At 37.7% G+C, this 14,971-nt stretch carries 15 protein-coding genes and 1 riboswitch; of the genes, 7 read left to right on the plus strand and 8 right to left on the minus strand.

Translation table 11 applies throughout. From position 1 onward, the window contains the following. Nucleotides 1–2: 2 nt before the first annotated feature. Nucleotides 3–791, minus strand: a complete 789-nt coding sequence (locus AC3CH7_RS01545; protein ID WP_012293972.1) for an ABC transporter ATP-binding protein — start codon at nucleotides 789–791, stop codon at nucleotides 3–5. A gap of 147 nt (nucleotides 792–938) precedes the next feature. Here AC3CH7_RS01545 and AC3CH7_RS01550 point away from each other — a divergent pair, with 147 nt between their 5' ends. Next, a complete protein-coding gene (locus tag AC3CH7_RS01550) occupies nucleotides 939–1,988 on the plus strand; it encodes an NAD(P)/FAD-dependent oxidoreductase (RefSeq protein WP_012293971.1) in 1,050 nt (349 codons plus the stop codon). Between the two features lie 52 nt (nucleotides 1,989–2,040). Here the strand turns inward: AC3CH7_RS01550 and AC3CH7_RS01555 are convergent, their stop codons facing one another. Then, nucleotides 2,041–2,283 (minus strand): hypothetical protein, encoded by a 243-nt coding sequence (locus AC3CH7_RS01555; RefSeq protein ID WP_031419654.1) that lies wholly within the window; start codon nucleotides 2,281–2,283, stop codon nucleotides 2,041–2,043. A 171-nt stretch (nucleotides 2,284–2,454) separates the two neighbouring features. Between AC3CH7_RS01555 and AC3CH7_RS01560 the strand changes: the two genes are divergently transcribed. From AC3CH7_RS01560 to AC3CH7_RS01575, 4 genes are all read left to right on the plus strand, one after another. After that, complete coding sequence (locus tag AC3CH7_RS01560; protein WP_281486590.1) at nucleotides 2,455–3,162, plus strand: class I SAM-dependent methyltransferase; 708 nt, start codon at nucleotides 2,455–2,457, stop codon at nucleotides 3,160–3,162. Nucleotides 3,163–3,303: 141 nt separating this feature from the next. Further along, complete coding sequence (locus AC3CH7_RS01565) at nucleotides 3,304–4,452, plus strand: DUF418 domain-containing protein (protein WP_031419651.1); 1,149 nt, start codon at nucleotides 3,304–3,306, stop codon at nucleotides 4,450–4,452. Between the two features lie 480 nt (nucleotides 4,453–4,932). Beyond that, nucleotides 4,933–5,559: a sensor histidine kinase gene (locus tag AC3CH7_RS01570; RefSeq protein ID WP_418936739.1), complete on the plus strand. Its 627-nt coding sequence runs from the start codon at nucleotides 4,933–4,935 to the stop codon at nucleotides 5,557–5,559. Next, nucleotides 5,556–6,161 (plus strand): response regulator transcription factor, encoded by a 606-nt coding sequence (locus AC3CH7_RS01575; protein WP_031419650.1) that lies wholly within the window; start codon nucleotides 5,556–5,558, stop codon nucleotides 6,159–6,161. Before AC3CH7_RS01570 ends, AC3CH7_RS01575 begins: the two co-directional genes overlap by 4 nt. 595 nt (nucleotides 6,162–6,756) lie before the next feature. Here AC3CH7_RS01575 and AC3CH7_RS01580 read toward each other — a convergent pair. From AC3CH7_RS01580 to AC3CH7_RS01605, 6 genes are all read right to left on the minus strand, one after another. After that, a complete protein-coding gene (locus AC3CH7_RS01580; RefSeq protein ID WP_080720007.1) occupies nucleotides 6,757–7,467 on the minus strand; it encodes an ankyrin repeat domain-containing protein in 711 nt (236 codons plus the stop codon). Nucleotides 7,468–7,609: 142 nt separating this feature from the next. Continuing rightward, nucleotides 7,610–8,296: a response regulator transcription factor gene (locus AC3CH7_RS01585; protein WP_012293963.1), complete on the minus strand. Its 687-nt coding sequence runs from the start codon at nucleotides 8,294–8,296 to the stop codon at nucleotides 7,610–7,612. After that, the gene (locus AC3CH7_RS01590; RefSeq protein WP_036161316.1) at nucleotides 8,274–9,752 is read right to left on the minus strand and encodes a sensor histidine kinase; all 1,479 of its coding nucleotides are present in this window, start codon (nucleotides 9,750–9,752) and stop codon (nucleotides 8,274–8,276) included. Before AC3CH7_RS01590 ends, AC3CH7_RS01585 begins: the two co-directional genes overlap by 23 nt. Before the next feature lie 182 nt (nucleotides 9,753–9,934). Continuing rightward, nucleotides 9,935–11,296 (minus strand): PepSY-associated TM helix domain-containing protein, encoded by a 1,362-nt coding sequence (locus tag AC3CH7_RS01595; protein WP_488381529.1) that lies wholly within the window; start codon nucleotides 11,294–11,296, stop codon nucleotides 9,935–9,937. 713 nt (nucleotides 11,297–12,009) lie between these two features. Next, entirely contained in the window at nucleotides 12,010–12,177 is a 168-nt protein-coding gene (locus tag AC3CH7_RS01600) for a hypothetical protein (protein WP_012293960.1), read from the minus strand. A gap of 63 nt (nucleotides 12,178–12,240) precedes the next feature. Beyond that, complete coding sequence (locus tag AC3CH7_RS01605) at nucleotides 12,241–12,363, minus strand: hypothetical protein (protein ID WP_258858684.1); 123 nt, start codon at nucleotides 12,361–12,363, stop codon at nucleotides 12,241–12,243. Nucleotides 12,364–12,393: 30 nt separating this feature from the next. Beyond that, a riboswitch (cobalamin riboswitch) is annotated at nucleotides 12,394–12,582 on the minus strand. Nucleotides 12,583–12,997: 415 nt separating this feature from the next. On the opposite strand from AC3CH7_RS01605, the gene AC3CH7_RS01610 reads away from it, so the two are divergent. Together AC3CH7_RS01610 and AC3CH7_RS01615 are read left to right on the plus strand one after the other, a co-directional pair. Then, nucleotides 12,998–13,363 (plus strand): VOC family protein, encoded by a 366-nt coding sequence (locus AC3CH7_RS01610; RefSeq protein WP_289449177.1) that lies wholly within the window; start codon nucleotides 12,998–13,000, stop codon nucleotides 13,361–13,363. Nucleotides 13,364–13,606: 243 nt separating this feature from the next. After that, nucleotides 13,607–14,953 carry a C40 family peptidase gene (locus AC3CH7_RS01615; protein WP_036167966.1) on the plus strand — a complete coding sequence of 449 codons (1,347 nt, stop codon included), beginning with the start codon at nucleotides 13,607–13,609 and terminating at the stop codon, nucleotides 14,951–14,953. Nucleotides 14,954–14,971 lie beyond the last annotated feature (18 nt).

Genomic DNA, 14,971 nt, shown 5'->3' on the forward strand with positions numbered 1-14,971 from the left:
CTTTAAACGGTTTGTAATAAGTTATATGTAATGCACATTGGTTTGTTCGTTCGTGGATCTTTGCCAATTACAGCATCAATATTAAACACTTTTTTTAATACTTCTGGAACCATGACTTCCTCCGCAGTTCCAAATTTAACAAGCTCTCCTTGTGACAGCGCCACAATATAATCAGAAAAACGTGCCGCTTGATTTAAATCATGGAGTACCATAACAATCGTGCGCCCTTGTTCTTCATTTAGCTTGTAAAGTAACTCTAAAACCTCTAATTGATGTGCCATGTCTAAATAGGTTGTTGGCTCATCTAAAAATATAATGTCGGTTTCTTGAGCTAAAGACATGGCAATCCACACTCGTTGACGCTGTCCACCTGATAAAGCGTCTACAGATTGCAAGCGGAATTCTTCTGTTTTTGTCACTTGTAAAGCCCAGTCAATGACCTCTTTATCTTTCTGTGATAAATTGCCAAAGCCCTTTTGATAGGGAAATCGACCGTAGGATACAAGCTCTTCCACTGTTAAACCATGTGCACTTTCTGGGCTTTGCGGTAAAATCGCAAGTTCTTTCGCCAATTCCTTCGTGTTCATCTTGGAAATATTTTGACCATCCAGAATGACCTGTCCACTCTCATGCTTTAAAATTCGTGTAATGGCCTTTAATAAGGTAGACTTTCCGCAGCCATTTGAACCAATGATGGTTGTGATTTTGCCATCTGGAATTTGTAGCGATAAGTCATGCACAATCGTTTTATTCTCATAACCAACACGAATCGATTCAACTTCTAAACGCAATTCGGACCCTCTCTTTCATTTTACTTCATTCCATGCTATGATAGGCACTGTTAAAAATGATAATCATTATCACTAAAATTAGTCTAGTTTTATGATAAGATTTTGTCAATTACTTTTTTACTATCAATTAAGGATGTGGCAATAAAAATGCAACATGTGTATGATGTGACAATTATTGGCGGAGGCCCTGCTGGCTTATATAGCGCCTTTTATAGTGGTTTACGAGGATTAAAAACAAAATTAATAGAGAGCCAATCTCAACTTGGTGGAAAAGTATTACTTTATCCTGAAAAGCTTATTTGGGATATAGGAGGCCAGCCCCCTATTTTAGGCGAGAAATTTGTTAAACAATTGATCCAGCAAGCTAAAACATTTGACCCTACTATTCTAACAAACACAAAAGTAGATTTTATTGAACGACAAGAACATCTATTTATTGTACATACGGCAACTGGAGAAAGGCATTATTCAAAAACTGTTCTATTAGCGGTTGGTGGCGGTATTATAAACCCTCAGAAACTAACACTGGAAGGTGCTGAGAAATATGAAATGTCCAATTTACACTATACCGTTCAATCCTATAAACGTTTTGTGAATAGGGATATCCTTATTTCTGGTGGTGGCAATGCGGCCATTGATTGGGCTGTAGAACTGAGCCCCCTTGCTAAAAGTGTGACAGTGGTTTACCGTAAAGATACATTATCAGCGCATGAAGCAACTGTAAAAGAAGCCATTGATGCAGGGGTCCTAATTGAATGTAATACGACGATTACAAAGCTTTTAGCGAATGATGATAAAACCGCTATTCAATTAGTGAGATGTGAAAATTCGAAAACGAAGGAAAGTTACACTCGTCAAATTGACGAGGTTATCATTAGTCATGGCTATAATTGTGAAGCGTCCCTCACGTTTGATGAAGCCATTTCTATTCCTAAAAAGGATGATTATTATTTTGAAGGCAAAGCAACTGGTGAAACAGCACAGCCTGGTATTTTTGCGGCAGGAGATATTTTATCATTTGAAGGAAAAATCAATTTGCTGCTTGGGACATTCCAAGATGCAGCCAACGCGGTCAACTCTATTAAAACTTATTTAGAGCCAACTGCTTATCGCCATGGAATGGTGTCCTCTCATAATGAACTATTTAAAGAGAAAAATCGCTCCATTATCGAAAAAGAACTTGTCCCATCCCATTAGTTCGCAATAGAAACCCTCTTAAAGAAAGCATTCTTAAGAGGGCTTCTTTCTTTTATTTGAATAAACTTAATAGTGCCCCCATCTGTCTTAACATATTTACGCCATTCGTAATCGTTCCAGCATGCCCCATGATTGCATGTAAATGATCTGGCAATCTTCCTAAACCAGGACCTTGAAATTGCCGATTGGGTGGATAGTTAGGTTGCATCGCTCTACCTCGAAATGGAGGACCAAAAGTTCCCATATTGTTTGAAGGATAGACTCCTCTTCTATAATTCGGCTGAAAATGTGGCATTTATACACCTCCTATCTAAAAGCTCTCCCCTAGTATATGTGCATCATCTATGAAGGAATTAGACGTATGAAGAAGTATCAAAAATTATCTATTTAAAAATAGGATTTCTAGCTTTTCATCATATGTAAGGGAACCATACTAGTTTTCTTTTCATACTATATGAAAAAGAAGGTGGTTTTCATTCAAGACTCTAATTATCTCCAATTCCTAGCAAAATTTGGTGTTGGTGGTGCCCATCCTGGTGGCATCAATCTATCAAAGGAAATCCTAAAGAATGAGAGTATTCTGCCAACCTCTCATATTTTAGATGTTGGCTGTGGTACAGGGCAAACAGCTGCCTTTTTGGCTTCCTACTATACAACAAATGTAACGGGTATCGATATTAATCCCATTATGATAGAAAAGGCACGTCACCGCATGAAAAAAGCACGTTTACCAGTCAATATCATTCAAGGCTCGATTGAGGAAACATCACTCCCCAATGGAGCATTTGACTTTGTGCTTGCTGAATCTGTTCTTTCCTTTGTTCATAAACAACGTGCATTGCAAGAGATTTTTCGTTTATTAAAACAAGGTGGGCGCTTGATTGCTATTGAATTTACAATCCCTACGCTTCTTTCCTCACAGCTGGCAGACGATATTCAACAATTTTACGGGTTTGATGCTCTCTTTACGAAAAAGGATTGGGTTGCATTATTTCAAGAGATAGGGTTTCAAGATATTCGCATACAAAAAAATAAGGATATTTCCTCTAAGCCAGAATTCCACATTTCCAAGGAGATTGAATCCACATTGTATGATGTCTTGAATCAGCATATTATGATGAATGAAAAATACGATAATATTTTAGATTATCGCATCTATATCTGTACAAAATAACCATCTAGCCAGCATCCAAAGCGTTGCTGGTTTTTTTGTTATGACACCTGTCATAACGATTCTTTGACTCGTGTGAATAGGTTTTATCCTCCTGTTTTCTTATCATGAATATAAGAAAAACAAAGAAAGAGTGATGGAACTATGCAAACACAACAAAGGCTTCCCTTTATCGATATGCTAAGAGGATTCGCTGTCTTAGGGACCCTCGGAACCAATATTTGGATTTTTGCTTATCTGGGTGATTTATCGTATATTACAACGAGTAATTATTCTGGTTGGTGGTCATTCAATGATTTTTTACGAATGTTAGTACTATTTTTTGTAAACGGCAAGTTACTAGGATTATTAACGATTATGTTTGGGGTAGGTTTACAGTTAAAATACCAGCAGGCACTTCGTAGAGGAAATACTTGGCCTGGCGTGTATCTTTGGACCATTGTCTTCTTAGGGGTGGAAGGACTACTTCATTACACACTGGTCATGGAATATGATATTTTAATGAGCTACGCCGTTACGGCATTTATCGTGGCTATTCTCATTAGATTAGGCGACAAAGTCATGACATGGGCTTTCTATCTTTTGGGTAGTTTTCATGTCTTCCTCATTCTTTTTATTTTTGTCGTTACATTGCTTGGGGCTAGCGTTTCCCTAAATGGGATGGAAACTGTCACAGCCATCTATGAAAATGGTACATGGCTGGCGCAAGTACAGCATCGCCTGACAAACTTTTTATTTTATCGAACGGAAGCTATATTTATTATCCCGATGAATGTTTTTTTATTTATCCTTGGGGTCAAATTCATGCGCAACGAGGTTTTTTCACCAACAAGTAAAGGTTATCAAGCTCGACAAAAGCTTTTTACAATCGGTGTATTCATTGGTATTCCATTGAATCTGCTAATTTTTATACCTGGGGGACTTTTTGATTTACCTGTTCGCTATTTATGTGCACCTATTCTATCCATTGGCTATATTGGAATTTTAGGTAAACTGGTAGAATATAAGAAGCTAGATTGGCTTTGGCAACGGTTTGCCAATGTCGGCAAAATGTCATTGAGCTGTTATGTCCTGCAAAACGTGCTGGCGTCTATTATTTTTTACGGCTGGGGGCTTGGCTTAGGCGGGCATGTAAATAGCCTTTTTATTATAAGTATGTGGGTTGCCCTATCTTGTCTACAGCTAGTACTAGCAACATTTTGGCAGCACCAGTTCCGTATTGGCCCGATGGAATGGGTTCGTAAAAAAACGATTCAAGCTCTGACAAAGAATAAGCAACAGAGGATGGTGTAAGCCATAAAAATATATCCCAGAGAACAAGTTAAACACTATTTAATCATCGATGTTGTATCCATAATTGTTTTAATTGCCATGGTATTATGGTCGCATTCTGTACTCCCTTTCACAGCTAAAATCGTTATTTTAGCCTTGTACTTAGTCGCCTTCTATATGGCTTTATGGAATCGAGATTGGAAGCTACTAATTGCCTCACTTGTAGGCTTCCTTCTCATTACCATCCTTGCTATTTACGAGGATATCTTCATGCTTATCTTCGGATTTACCTTTGCCGATTTATTAGGGAGGGCAAAATCAAAATGGTATATTGCTAGCGGAATTCTTGGTATAGCTGCTATGTTTTTAATCATTTTGTGGGCGACCGCAAATTCCCTAGCACTTGTTGACACACAAGTACTAATACCCTTAATGATCATTCAATTAGTATTCCCTGTTCTCATTTATTTTGTAGAAAAGTCGAAAAACCTACAAATTGAATTGGCAGATGTCAATACCCAGCTTGTTCAACAAGAGGAAAGACAGCGCATTGCTAGAGATCTTCATGACACGATTGGTCACACCCTGACGATGATTAAAATCAAAACGGAATTGACCACTAAACTTATCGACCGAGATCCTTCCAGTGTCAAACAAGAATTAAATGACATATTAGCTACAACACGTATAGCCTTAAAGCAAGTACGAGAGCTCGTTTCGGATATGAATTTTGTGTCTCTACAAACAGAGCTACTACACTGCCAGCAGCTCTTACAAAGTGCGAATATTACGACCACTATTAACAATCATTGTCCAAAAATTGTTCTTTCAAGTGTTGAGGAAACCATGTTAGCTTTATGTGTACGTGAGGCTACAACTAATATGCTGAAGCATAGTCAGGCTCAAAACTGCAACATAGAGATTGAATGTCGAAATAGACAATTTACCATTGCCATTCAAGATGATGGGATTGGTTTGGAACAGAAGGGGCTGGGTAATGGCATGAACTCGATGAAAGAAAGAATGCGTGTTCTGCAAGGTTATGCCCTTTTTGAAGGGGGTACAAGGACAGGCACTCTCGTAATATTCAGCATACCAATTCAAGATGGAAAGGAGCCCTCAACATGATACGAGTTTTACTAGCAGAGGACCAACAAATGTTACGTGGTGCCTTAACATCCCTTTTGTCCTTCGAACCAGATATTGAAGTAATAGCTGAAGTTTCAGATGGTCAAAAAGCATGGGACTACATTCAGCAGGAATTACCCGATGTTTGCCTGGTAGATATTGAAATGCCCCATCTGTCAGGATTAGAGCTTGCAGAAAAAATTAAAGAGGCCAACTTGCCCTGTAAAGTGATGATTGTCACTACATTTGCACGCCCAGGCTATTTACAAAAGGCCATGGATTGTGAGGTACATGGCTACTTACTGAAAGATGAACCGATTGATTATTTAATTGCTACTATTCGCAAAATCATGCAAGGTGAAAAGGTGGTCAGTAAAGATTTAGCTGCTACCTTATTTATGAAAGAGCAAAATCCTTTAAATGAGCGAGAAGTTGCCGTGCTACAACTGGTGAAAGAAGGCTTAACCACTCACGAAATCAGTAAACAATTATTTTTAACAAAAGGCACCATTCGTAATTATTTATCAACCTCTATTCAAAAGCTACAAGTAGAATCAAGACAGCAGGCCGCTCAAATTGCTAGTGATAAAGGCTGGCTATAAATCAGAAAAATCTCGCCACCTCTGTGACGAGATTTTTTGATAGGAGAACGTATACTACATAGTTCAATTACAAATTCACCTGTTTATTTACCTTGGAGAACTACATTTGTCGCTATCGCCCAATTATTTAATGGTGTCACCGTATAATTTACATCTGCTTTTAATGTGCCACCATTACCACGAAGTTCCACACTTCTGCCAGCTAATAAATCCGTTTTAGGATTATTAGTTAATTACAATTCCAATGAATTACTATTAATAGCCTTAGCAGATTGCAGTGTAAATGGTGCTATTTTTTTGCAACAAAGCTCTTTACATCAATTTCTGCCCAATGTGAGTACACTTGGTATGTAACACCTTGTTTGAAGGGAAGGTTTGACCTGCAGGTAATCTAAATTGAGGAGCTTATTTTCCAACAGCTGCTTGTGGAAAGGCACATAATTAGCTACAAACTCTTCCCCTTCACTTGTTATCACAGTCACATAGCGATTACGCAATGAAGTAATAATATCAAAGCGTTGGCCACTTGCATCACGATTTTGAGGAGATAAAAGCCATCAAGAGTGAAGCTTCTCGATGGCTAAAGTCTAGTCGTTTATTTTGCTCCTGCTGCAACAAGGATTTCTTCAATCTCCTTAAATCCTTTCTGTTTTGCGTGCTGTAAAGGTGACATATTATTTTTATCTGGAATATTGACATCAGCTCCATGATCAATCAACATTTGAATGGCCGTTTGCTGTGTAGGGTTGCCGTTATTTAATACAATCGCTTCCATTAATGCTGTCCATCCCAGATTATTGACATGATTCACATCGATGTTTGTGGTAGTTAATAATTCCTCAATGACATGAATGTAGCCGTGCTCAGATGCTGGAATTAATGCCGTTCCACCATAACGATTTACAATCGTAGAATCGGCACCTGCTTGAATCGTTAGCTTTAATATATCCAAATAGCCTTCCGCACCCGCATATAAGAAAGGCGTGTTTTTCATATCATCCTGGATGTTCACATCCGCACCTGCATCGATGAGTAATTTCACTGCTTCCACATCCTGATTGTAGGTAGCCATCATCAAAGCCGTTCGATTGCTTGCGTCTTGTGCATTGATATTCACTTTTTCATGTATAACTTTTTTTAGCGATTCTACATCGCTTTTTTCTACCGCTTGAAACAATTGACTCGTCAAATCTGTTGCCATTTCCTCATTTCCTCCTTTATCACGCCTTATGGTCTCCGTATCATTTGAGGCACATCCCTGCAATAAAAATGATAAAGCGATCATAGCTGCTTGCATTTTTTTCATTGGCTATTCACCGCCCTCACTATTTAATTTTAGCAGTCTATGTATAGTTTATAATTCATTGCTAAATTGCCTATTAACCATTTCTTAAAAAAGTCTAAAATTTTCAATTAAAAAAACCTCGTCAAGACGACGAGGCGGTGTCTTACACATTTAAGCGGTAACCTGCACCCCATACGGTTTCTAAAAACTTTGGCTGTGCTGGATCACGTTCAATTTTTTCACGAAGCTTTCGTATATGCACGGTAACTGTGGAAACATCCGCAGCGGATTCATAGCCCCAGTTCCGCTCATATAATTGTTCTTTACTTAATACTTGATTTGGATGTTTAACAAAAAACACAAGCAAATCAAATTCCTTGGTCGTAAAGGCCACTTCTTCACCATTCACAAAAACCTTTCGAGCTGATGTATCGATCGTAAGGCCATGTATAGACATCATATTGTTCGTTGGTTGGTTTGAGGCTAAACGCTCATATCTAGATATATGCGCCTTGACCCTTGCCACAAGCTCACTAGGACTAAAAGGCTTAGTAATATAATCATCTGCCCCTAACCCGAGACCTCGAATTTTATCAATATCCTCTTTTTTAGCCGACACAAATAAGATGGGGATATTGTTCACTGCTCGAATTTGTTTACAAATTTCAAAGCCATTCATTCCAGGAAGCATAATATCTAAAATAATTAAATCATAATCGCCATGAAGCGCCTGCTTCAGCCCCTCATCGCCATGATGCTGAATATCTACCACATAATCATTAATTTCTAAATAATCTCGTTGGAGCTCTGCTATGCTCACTTCATCTTCAATTAATAATATTTTTTTCATGATTTCCCCCCATTTCCTCATCCTTTTTCAATGAAATGAAAATGCTCGTTCCCTTTGTTAATTCGCTCTTTGCCCAAATATCGCCACCCATTTCAAGGACAATTTGTTTGGCAATTGCTAACCCAAGACCACTTCCACCTGTTTGAGAATTTCGAGAAGGTTCCGCACGATAAAAACGATCAAATATATGTGGTAATGCAGTAGGGTCAATTCCCGCACCATTATCTGTAACTTGAATGATGGCATCATCTACTCGCTCATGTAGGGAAATAATAATTTGCTTATAAGGTTTATCCATATATTTTTCACTGTTGCTCAATAAGTTGGATAAGACACGTCTTAGCTTATCCCTGTCCACCATAGCAAAAAGCGAAGAGCCTGCTGATATATATTGTAAATGAATATCTCTGGCAATAAAGTCAAAGCTAGCATCCTCCACATAATCATGCATATATTGTTGAAGATTGACACTTTCCATTTGGAACGGAACCTTTTTCAAATCTAATTTCGAGAATAAGAATAATTCATCAATTAACACGTCCATATCCTTGGCTTTCGTATAGATAGTTGTTAAATATTTATCCATTTTCTGTTCAGTATTCGCTACACCATCTTTAATGCCCTCCACATAGCCAATAATAGAGGTCATTGGCGTTTTTAAATCGTGGGAGATATTCGATAACAGTTCTTTCCGATTTTCTTCATATTGAAGCTGAATTAGTACAGATTCCTTCAGTTTAACTCTCATTTCCTCAAACGATCGATTAAGCTGACCAATTTCATCATTAGAACGGGATGTAATTTCAAAATCTAAATCACCCGATTTAATCCGTTCTGCCCCTTCCTTTAAGGCTGTGATTGGGTTAATGATACTTCTAGACACTAAATAATTGAGTAAACCGATAATCATCATAAATAAGACAAATAAGATACCTAACAGAATGGGTAACAGTTCTCGCGTTACCTCCGCATGTGAACTAACCTCTCTTAATACAAAGATACTCCCTTCTGTTTTGTCTGGGAAATAAAAATCGAACTTCACATACGTATAAAAGGCTTGATTAATCATAATTGTGTCACGTGAATTAATATTGGTCGCTTCAAAACCTGGTAAACTTTGAAGCAATAGTTGTTGATGCTCTTGTTGTGTTGCATAAACAATTTGATGGTCTTTCCGCACAACAATCTCAATGGAAGGAGCATTTATGGTTTGTAGCTGTTCAATATCTAAAAGCTGCTGGGGATTTTTTTTTGCCAATAATTTCAAATCTAAAAAAGCATTTTCCTCTACCGTTGTTAAAGGCTTTTGGACATAAGACTTTTTGTAAAAATGCTCAATTGCTTTAACATCACCTGTAATGGCAAAGGAAAAAAGAAAAACCGCTGCAAGTAAAAGCGTGATGGCAATCATAATAACGCCTACATAAGATAGCAAAAACCTCGTTTTAATCGACATCTAAATTCCCCCAATAAGCTGAAACTAATAGCAATGTACCATACAAATCTTAAAACTTTATAAAATCGCGCTGAAAAATCTATAAATAATTTTCTGCATCAACATAGTATTCGGCTTACTCCAAATGAAATAAACAACAAAAAAAGATACGACACATTTGGGTTGTGCCGTATCCATTATCTTTATTTAGTTTCTTCTGCTCTTAGTTTCTTTTTGGTTTGCCATCCTAAAATGAAATATTCAATCAACACTACCGCAATCAATGAGGCACCAAACAATGGCATAATAATTCCTAAAATAATAAGGAAAATTACGAAAGGAAGTGAGATTTTATGTGAAATTTGTGGTGGTGCAGATAGCTCACCTTTTTTCCTACGTAAAATCCAAGTGCGAATCCCCCATACAATTACTGCTAAAAAGGCTAAACATACCAGTAAGTTTAACAGCTTATTTGGCCAGCCAAACAAATGGCCTTCATGTAAAGGAATGCCCCATGTAAAGAATTTCGCCAGCATACCATAATCCTCGTAGTTAACCTGATCAATAAACTTGCCGCTATATTGATCAAAATACATCGTTGCCTCGTCTGTAGGCTTGACATCAAGTCCTGTTATACCTGAATTACTGGCCTTTGCCACTGTAAATACGCCTTCTTCGTTTGATGGATAAATAATCGAATAAGGTTTGGCAATATTCATGGTAGTTATTTCTTTTTCAAGATTAGCAATGGTCATTTGGTTGTCGTTTGTATAACGGACAGCCCCCCCACCGTGATGCTGTGCATGTTCTCCCTCAGATGATGGCGCCTCTAATTGACGCGTTGCCCATGGAATTTCAGACACATCGGATGTTGGTGGCTTTTGCTGTAATAATGGGTAGCCGAAAGTTGGACTTTCTGACGCTATATTTGCCAATATGGAACCTTGAAAAGCAGACCATAAAAGCCCTGTAGCAATGAACATCACCATGGGAATAGTAATGATTGTCCCAACAAGCGCATGGTATCTCTTACTTTTTTGTCGTTTATTTTCCGATTTGCGCTTTTTCAATAAATCCCCTTTAAACGTCATATAAAGTCCGGATAGTAGTAAAAAGATTGTCCAGCATGCCGCTAGTTCTACTAAATAATTGACAAATGTACCACCAATAAATAATGAACTATGGGTATTTCTCATAATATTAGAGAATGTATAATTGGCATCCTGACTACCAACCATTTGATAATGATCATCTAAAAATACATACTTCTGTTCATTCCCATTTGATAAAGTTAAACGCGTATTATAAGGCTCTTCCAACATAATCACTTTTGTAGTGGTGTAACCTGCAAATGCTGCCTCTGCTTTTTCCACTGCTTCATCAATTGTTAAGACCTCTTCTTTATGGCTATCGCCAAAAAAATAATCATCATATAAACGATTTTCTACATCTGTAAAAAACAAATAACCAATCCCACTTAATGTGAGAGATAGCAGTAATGGCGTAATACAAAGGGCTGCGAAAAAATGCAAACGCCAAAACCTTGAATAAAGCAGATTTTTCATTTTTAATCTCCAATCTATTTAATCAAATACGCCTCACCGTAATGGCCGCTGACGTTAGGCTACGGCCAGATTTTGAAGAGGAGCTTGGCTGGAAAGTTCCTCTTCAAAATCTGTGATATCCGATTGAGGCATTATCTTGATTCAGTAGGCGTTTGAACACTTAATAAGCATTCATCACTCCCTTTGAAGGAGGAACCATCTGTATTTGATACTACTTTCAGTACAAACAGTTGCTGAATGAAGATAAATATCAAATTTATTATATAAAGTAAAAGTGAAATATGAATGAAGTCCTAAAGGCGGTTTTATGACAAACAAATGTATTCCTAGTGGTATTATGCTATTTAAAGATGAAACAATCATAGCCAAACAAATGTGGACACAAGTTTAGCTACGATTTAGGAAAGATTTATAAACTCAAATTCACAAGAATTTTACACGGACTTCGATTTTTCATTAATGCTTTAAAGCCTTTCTACGATATTTTCTAAAGCAATTTTGCTTGTCATAACTGCCTGCCCATCCATTACCCCACGTGCCAGTATTCGAATGACCTCTGGGAAAATATTCACGTAAGCGAATTCACTGCTCTCGCTGCTTTCATAGCTTGCAAAATTAATAAGCCATTGAATTTTACGCCTTCCACAAAAATGTTGTCAACAAATGCACAATCAAAAAGGCTACCCCATCAAGAAGTAGCCCTCAAACGTTGATTATCCAATTAATTCCTTCATCACATTCGCGTACGCTGCTAAAATAGATTGCTCATGTGCTGTATCATGCCCAACATATTGTTCAACAAGCTCCTTTAAAGGCTTTGGCTCTTGCATAATTTCTAATTTAAATAAACTTTCATAATACTCAACAACTTGTGGATTCATGTGGACCACTCCTTTAATAATTTACATAAAAAAGACATCTTTCCCTCATTAGAAAGATGTCTTTTATGACAAATACACGACATAATACGATGTTTGCCATATGGAAATAAGCTTTCTATTCTTCATAGAAGCTATCTTTTTAGCAATCATCGTACTATGAGCATGCAGGAGAATTTCTCTAGTCACACTCAACACCCCCTATCCGCGTAGGTTTCTTGGCTGTACTAGATAAAGGCAGGTCTCCTGGCTTATGTTCTTCACACCTTTCACCTTCCCATTACAAGGCGTAACAGTGGTCTCTTGAAATGTGCTCCCATTTACAGTTGCGGGACAGCGTCGGATTTCCACCGATCTTCCCTTTTAAACAAACCCAATTTGGTTTGTACCTCTATCCTATTATTCCGTTTTTATTATTATACCATAAGGTTTGTACGATCTTAATAGATTCAAAAAACTATAGTTTATTCACTCATTCAGCTATTTCTATAGAATTCTTCATGGTTTCACTTGCAATAAGTAAGACTTTATGTAGAAGTTGATGGGAACGAAGGGCGGCGACTCCTGCGGGAAAAGCGGGAAAGTCGAGATCCTGGACTGAGCGAAGCGAGAGAAGCAGCTCGACCCCGCCCGCAGAAAGCGTCCGCCCGTAGTGGAAATCAACGGCTTTACTTTATTTCATTGTAAAAGAAAAAAGACTGTTGGCAAACTCTCAAATTTTTTGCGTTTGTCTACAGTCTGAGAGTAGACACGACCTTTCATTTCAACTATTTTGAAATTAATCTATAATTAGCTATAAGTATTTGAAACAGGAGGTCTAACTATGATTATTGCTTTACATCATGTGCAAATTACTATTCCAAAAGGGTCAGAGAATCAAGGGAAAGATTTTTATTGCGGTGTCTTAGGTCTGAAAGAAATAGAAAAACCCGATTCTCTTAAAGGCAGAGGCGGGTTTTGGTTACAGCTTGGTCACCAAGAGATACATGTAGGAACAGAGGATGGCTTTGATCGATTGTCGACCAAGGCTCATATTGCGTATCAAGTTGAAGATATTGATTACTGGAAGAAGAAACTAGCCGAACTTCAAATCGAAATAGAAGACTCTGTACCTATCCCCTATTATGAGCGTTTTGAATTCCGAGATCCCTTTGGTAATCGAGTAGAAATCATACAGGCAATTGCCTAAACTACCCTATTTTGGGCAGTTTTTTTAGATGAAATCCTCCCATATTACAGTTTACTGAAACATTTGTAATATAACTGTAAATTCCTTCGATAAAGCCATTTATAGCAGGCGTTGAGGCACTCCCCCACACCTCCCTGGCAACATTTACCGCCAAGAAGCCCTATATTTTCATGCTACGATTATTTCCAAGGCAAGACGATACAGGAGAAATCCTACTAAACGCTTCAGGAGGTTATTTACAACATGAATAAACGATTTTTATCTACAACACTTGCATTAACCATTGGATTTAGCTCATTCGGATTAGTCCAAACAGCGACGCAGCCAATTCAAGTAGAGGCAGCTACAACAAATGCACAAAACAACGCTCAGGCAGTTGCCGCTAAAGCCAATCAATTGATTCAAACTGGTAAAAGCTTAATGGGTCAAGCGACATATAGCAATACGGTTTACAAGCCTACATATCCTTATAAATTTTCTTGTGCTTCATTTTTAATGTATATCTTCGAGAAAAATGGTGTAGATCTTGGGACGTATAATGAAAACTATATGATTCAACAAGGTACGTATGTAGCACGTAACCAATTACAAAAGGGAGATTTACTATTCTTTAAGAGTAAAAAAACAGGAACTGACCCCGACCATGTAGGTATGTATATAGGTGACAATAAAATGATTCACATGGCTGATTCCAAGCAAAATATTGTGATCTCAGATTTAAATAGTAAACCTTATTATACTGAAAACTATGTATCAGCACGACGCGTTTTACCTACCCTTCTATCTGCCAACCCTGCAACAAAAGGCGATAAAATTGTAGAGAATGCGCTAACGTATAAAAATAAAGCAACGATTAGTTCTTCAACAAATGAATCGAGCCTACGCTTTACAGCCCCAGCATTTGTCGATTTCGTCTATCGTAAAAGCGGTGTGACACTTGGTGCAAAAACGTTAACTGATTTAATGAACCAAGGATCAACGGTAGCTCGTGCAAACTTGAAAAAGGGTGATTTAGTATTCTTTAATAGTGTAGCAGGCTCAAAAAATCCTTCTATTGTTGGGATTTATGCCGGTGATCACCGTATTATCATCCCAAATTCCGATGGTGTGATGACGAGAGTTTTATTAGTTGATTACTATAAAGAACACTATATTACAGCTAAGCGGGTTTTCTCTAACACCCCCTCTGTAAGTGCACCTTCAGCGAATACGTCTGCCGATAAGATTATTGCTACAGCTTCAGGTTTAACTAGCAAAGCAAAATTTGGTTATACGTATAATGAGAGTGCACTAACTTTCACAAGTGCGGGATTTACGTACTATGTATATAACAAGAATGGCATTGATTTAAAGGATAAACTAGCGAGTAAACAAGCTTTAGTCGGTACAAAAGTGCTCAAATCTCAGCTTCAAAAAGGTGATTTATTGTTCTTCTCAACGAATGATGGAGGAGCAACTATCACGCAAACAGGCATCTATTTAGGAAATAATCAATTTATTAGTATGACTACTAACAATGTTGTTAAACAAAATTTAAGCTCCACTTGGGCGCAAAAGAACTATGTTACAGCTCGACGTGTGTTAAAATAACAAAGCTTTAAATGGTAG

Source organism: Lysinibacillus sp. F12, assembly GCF_057773605.1.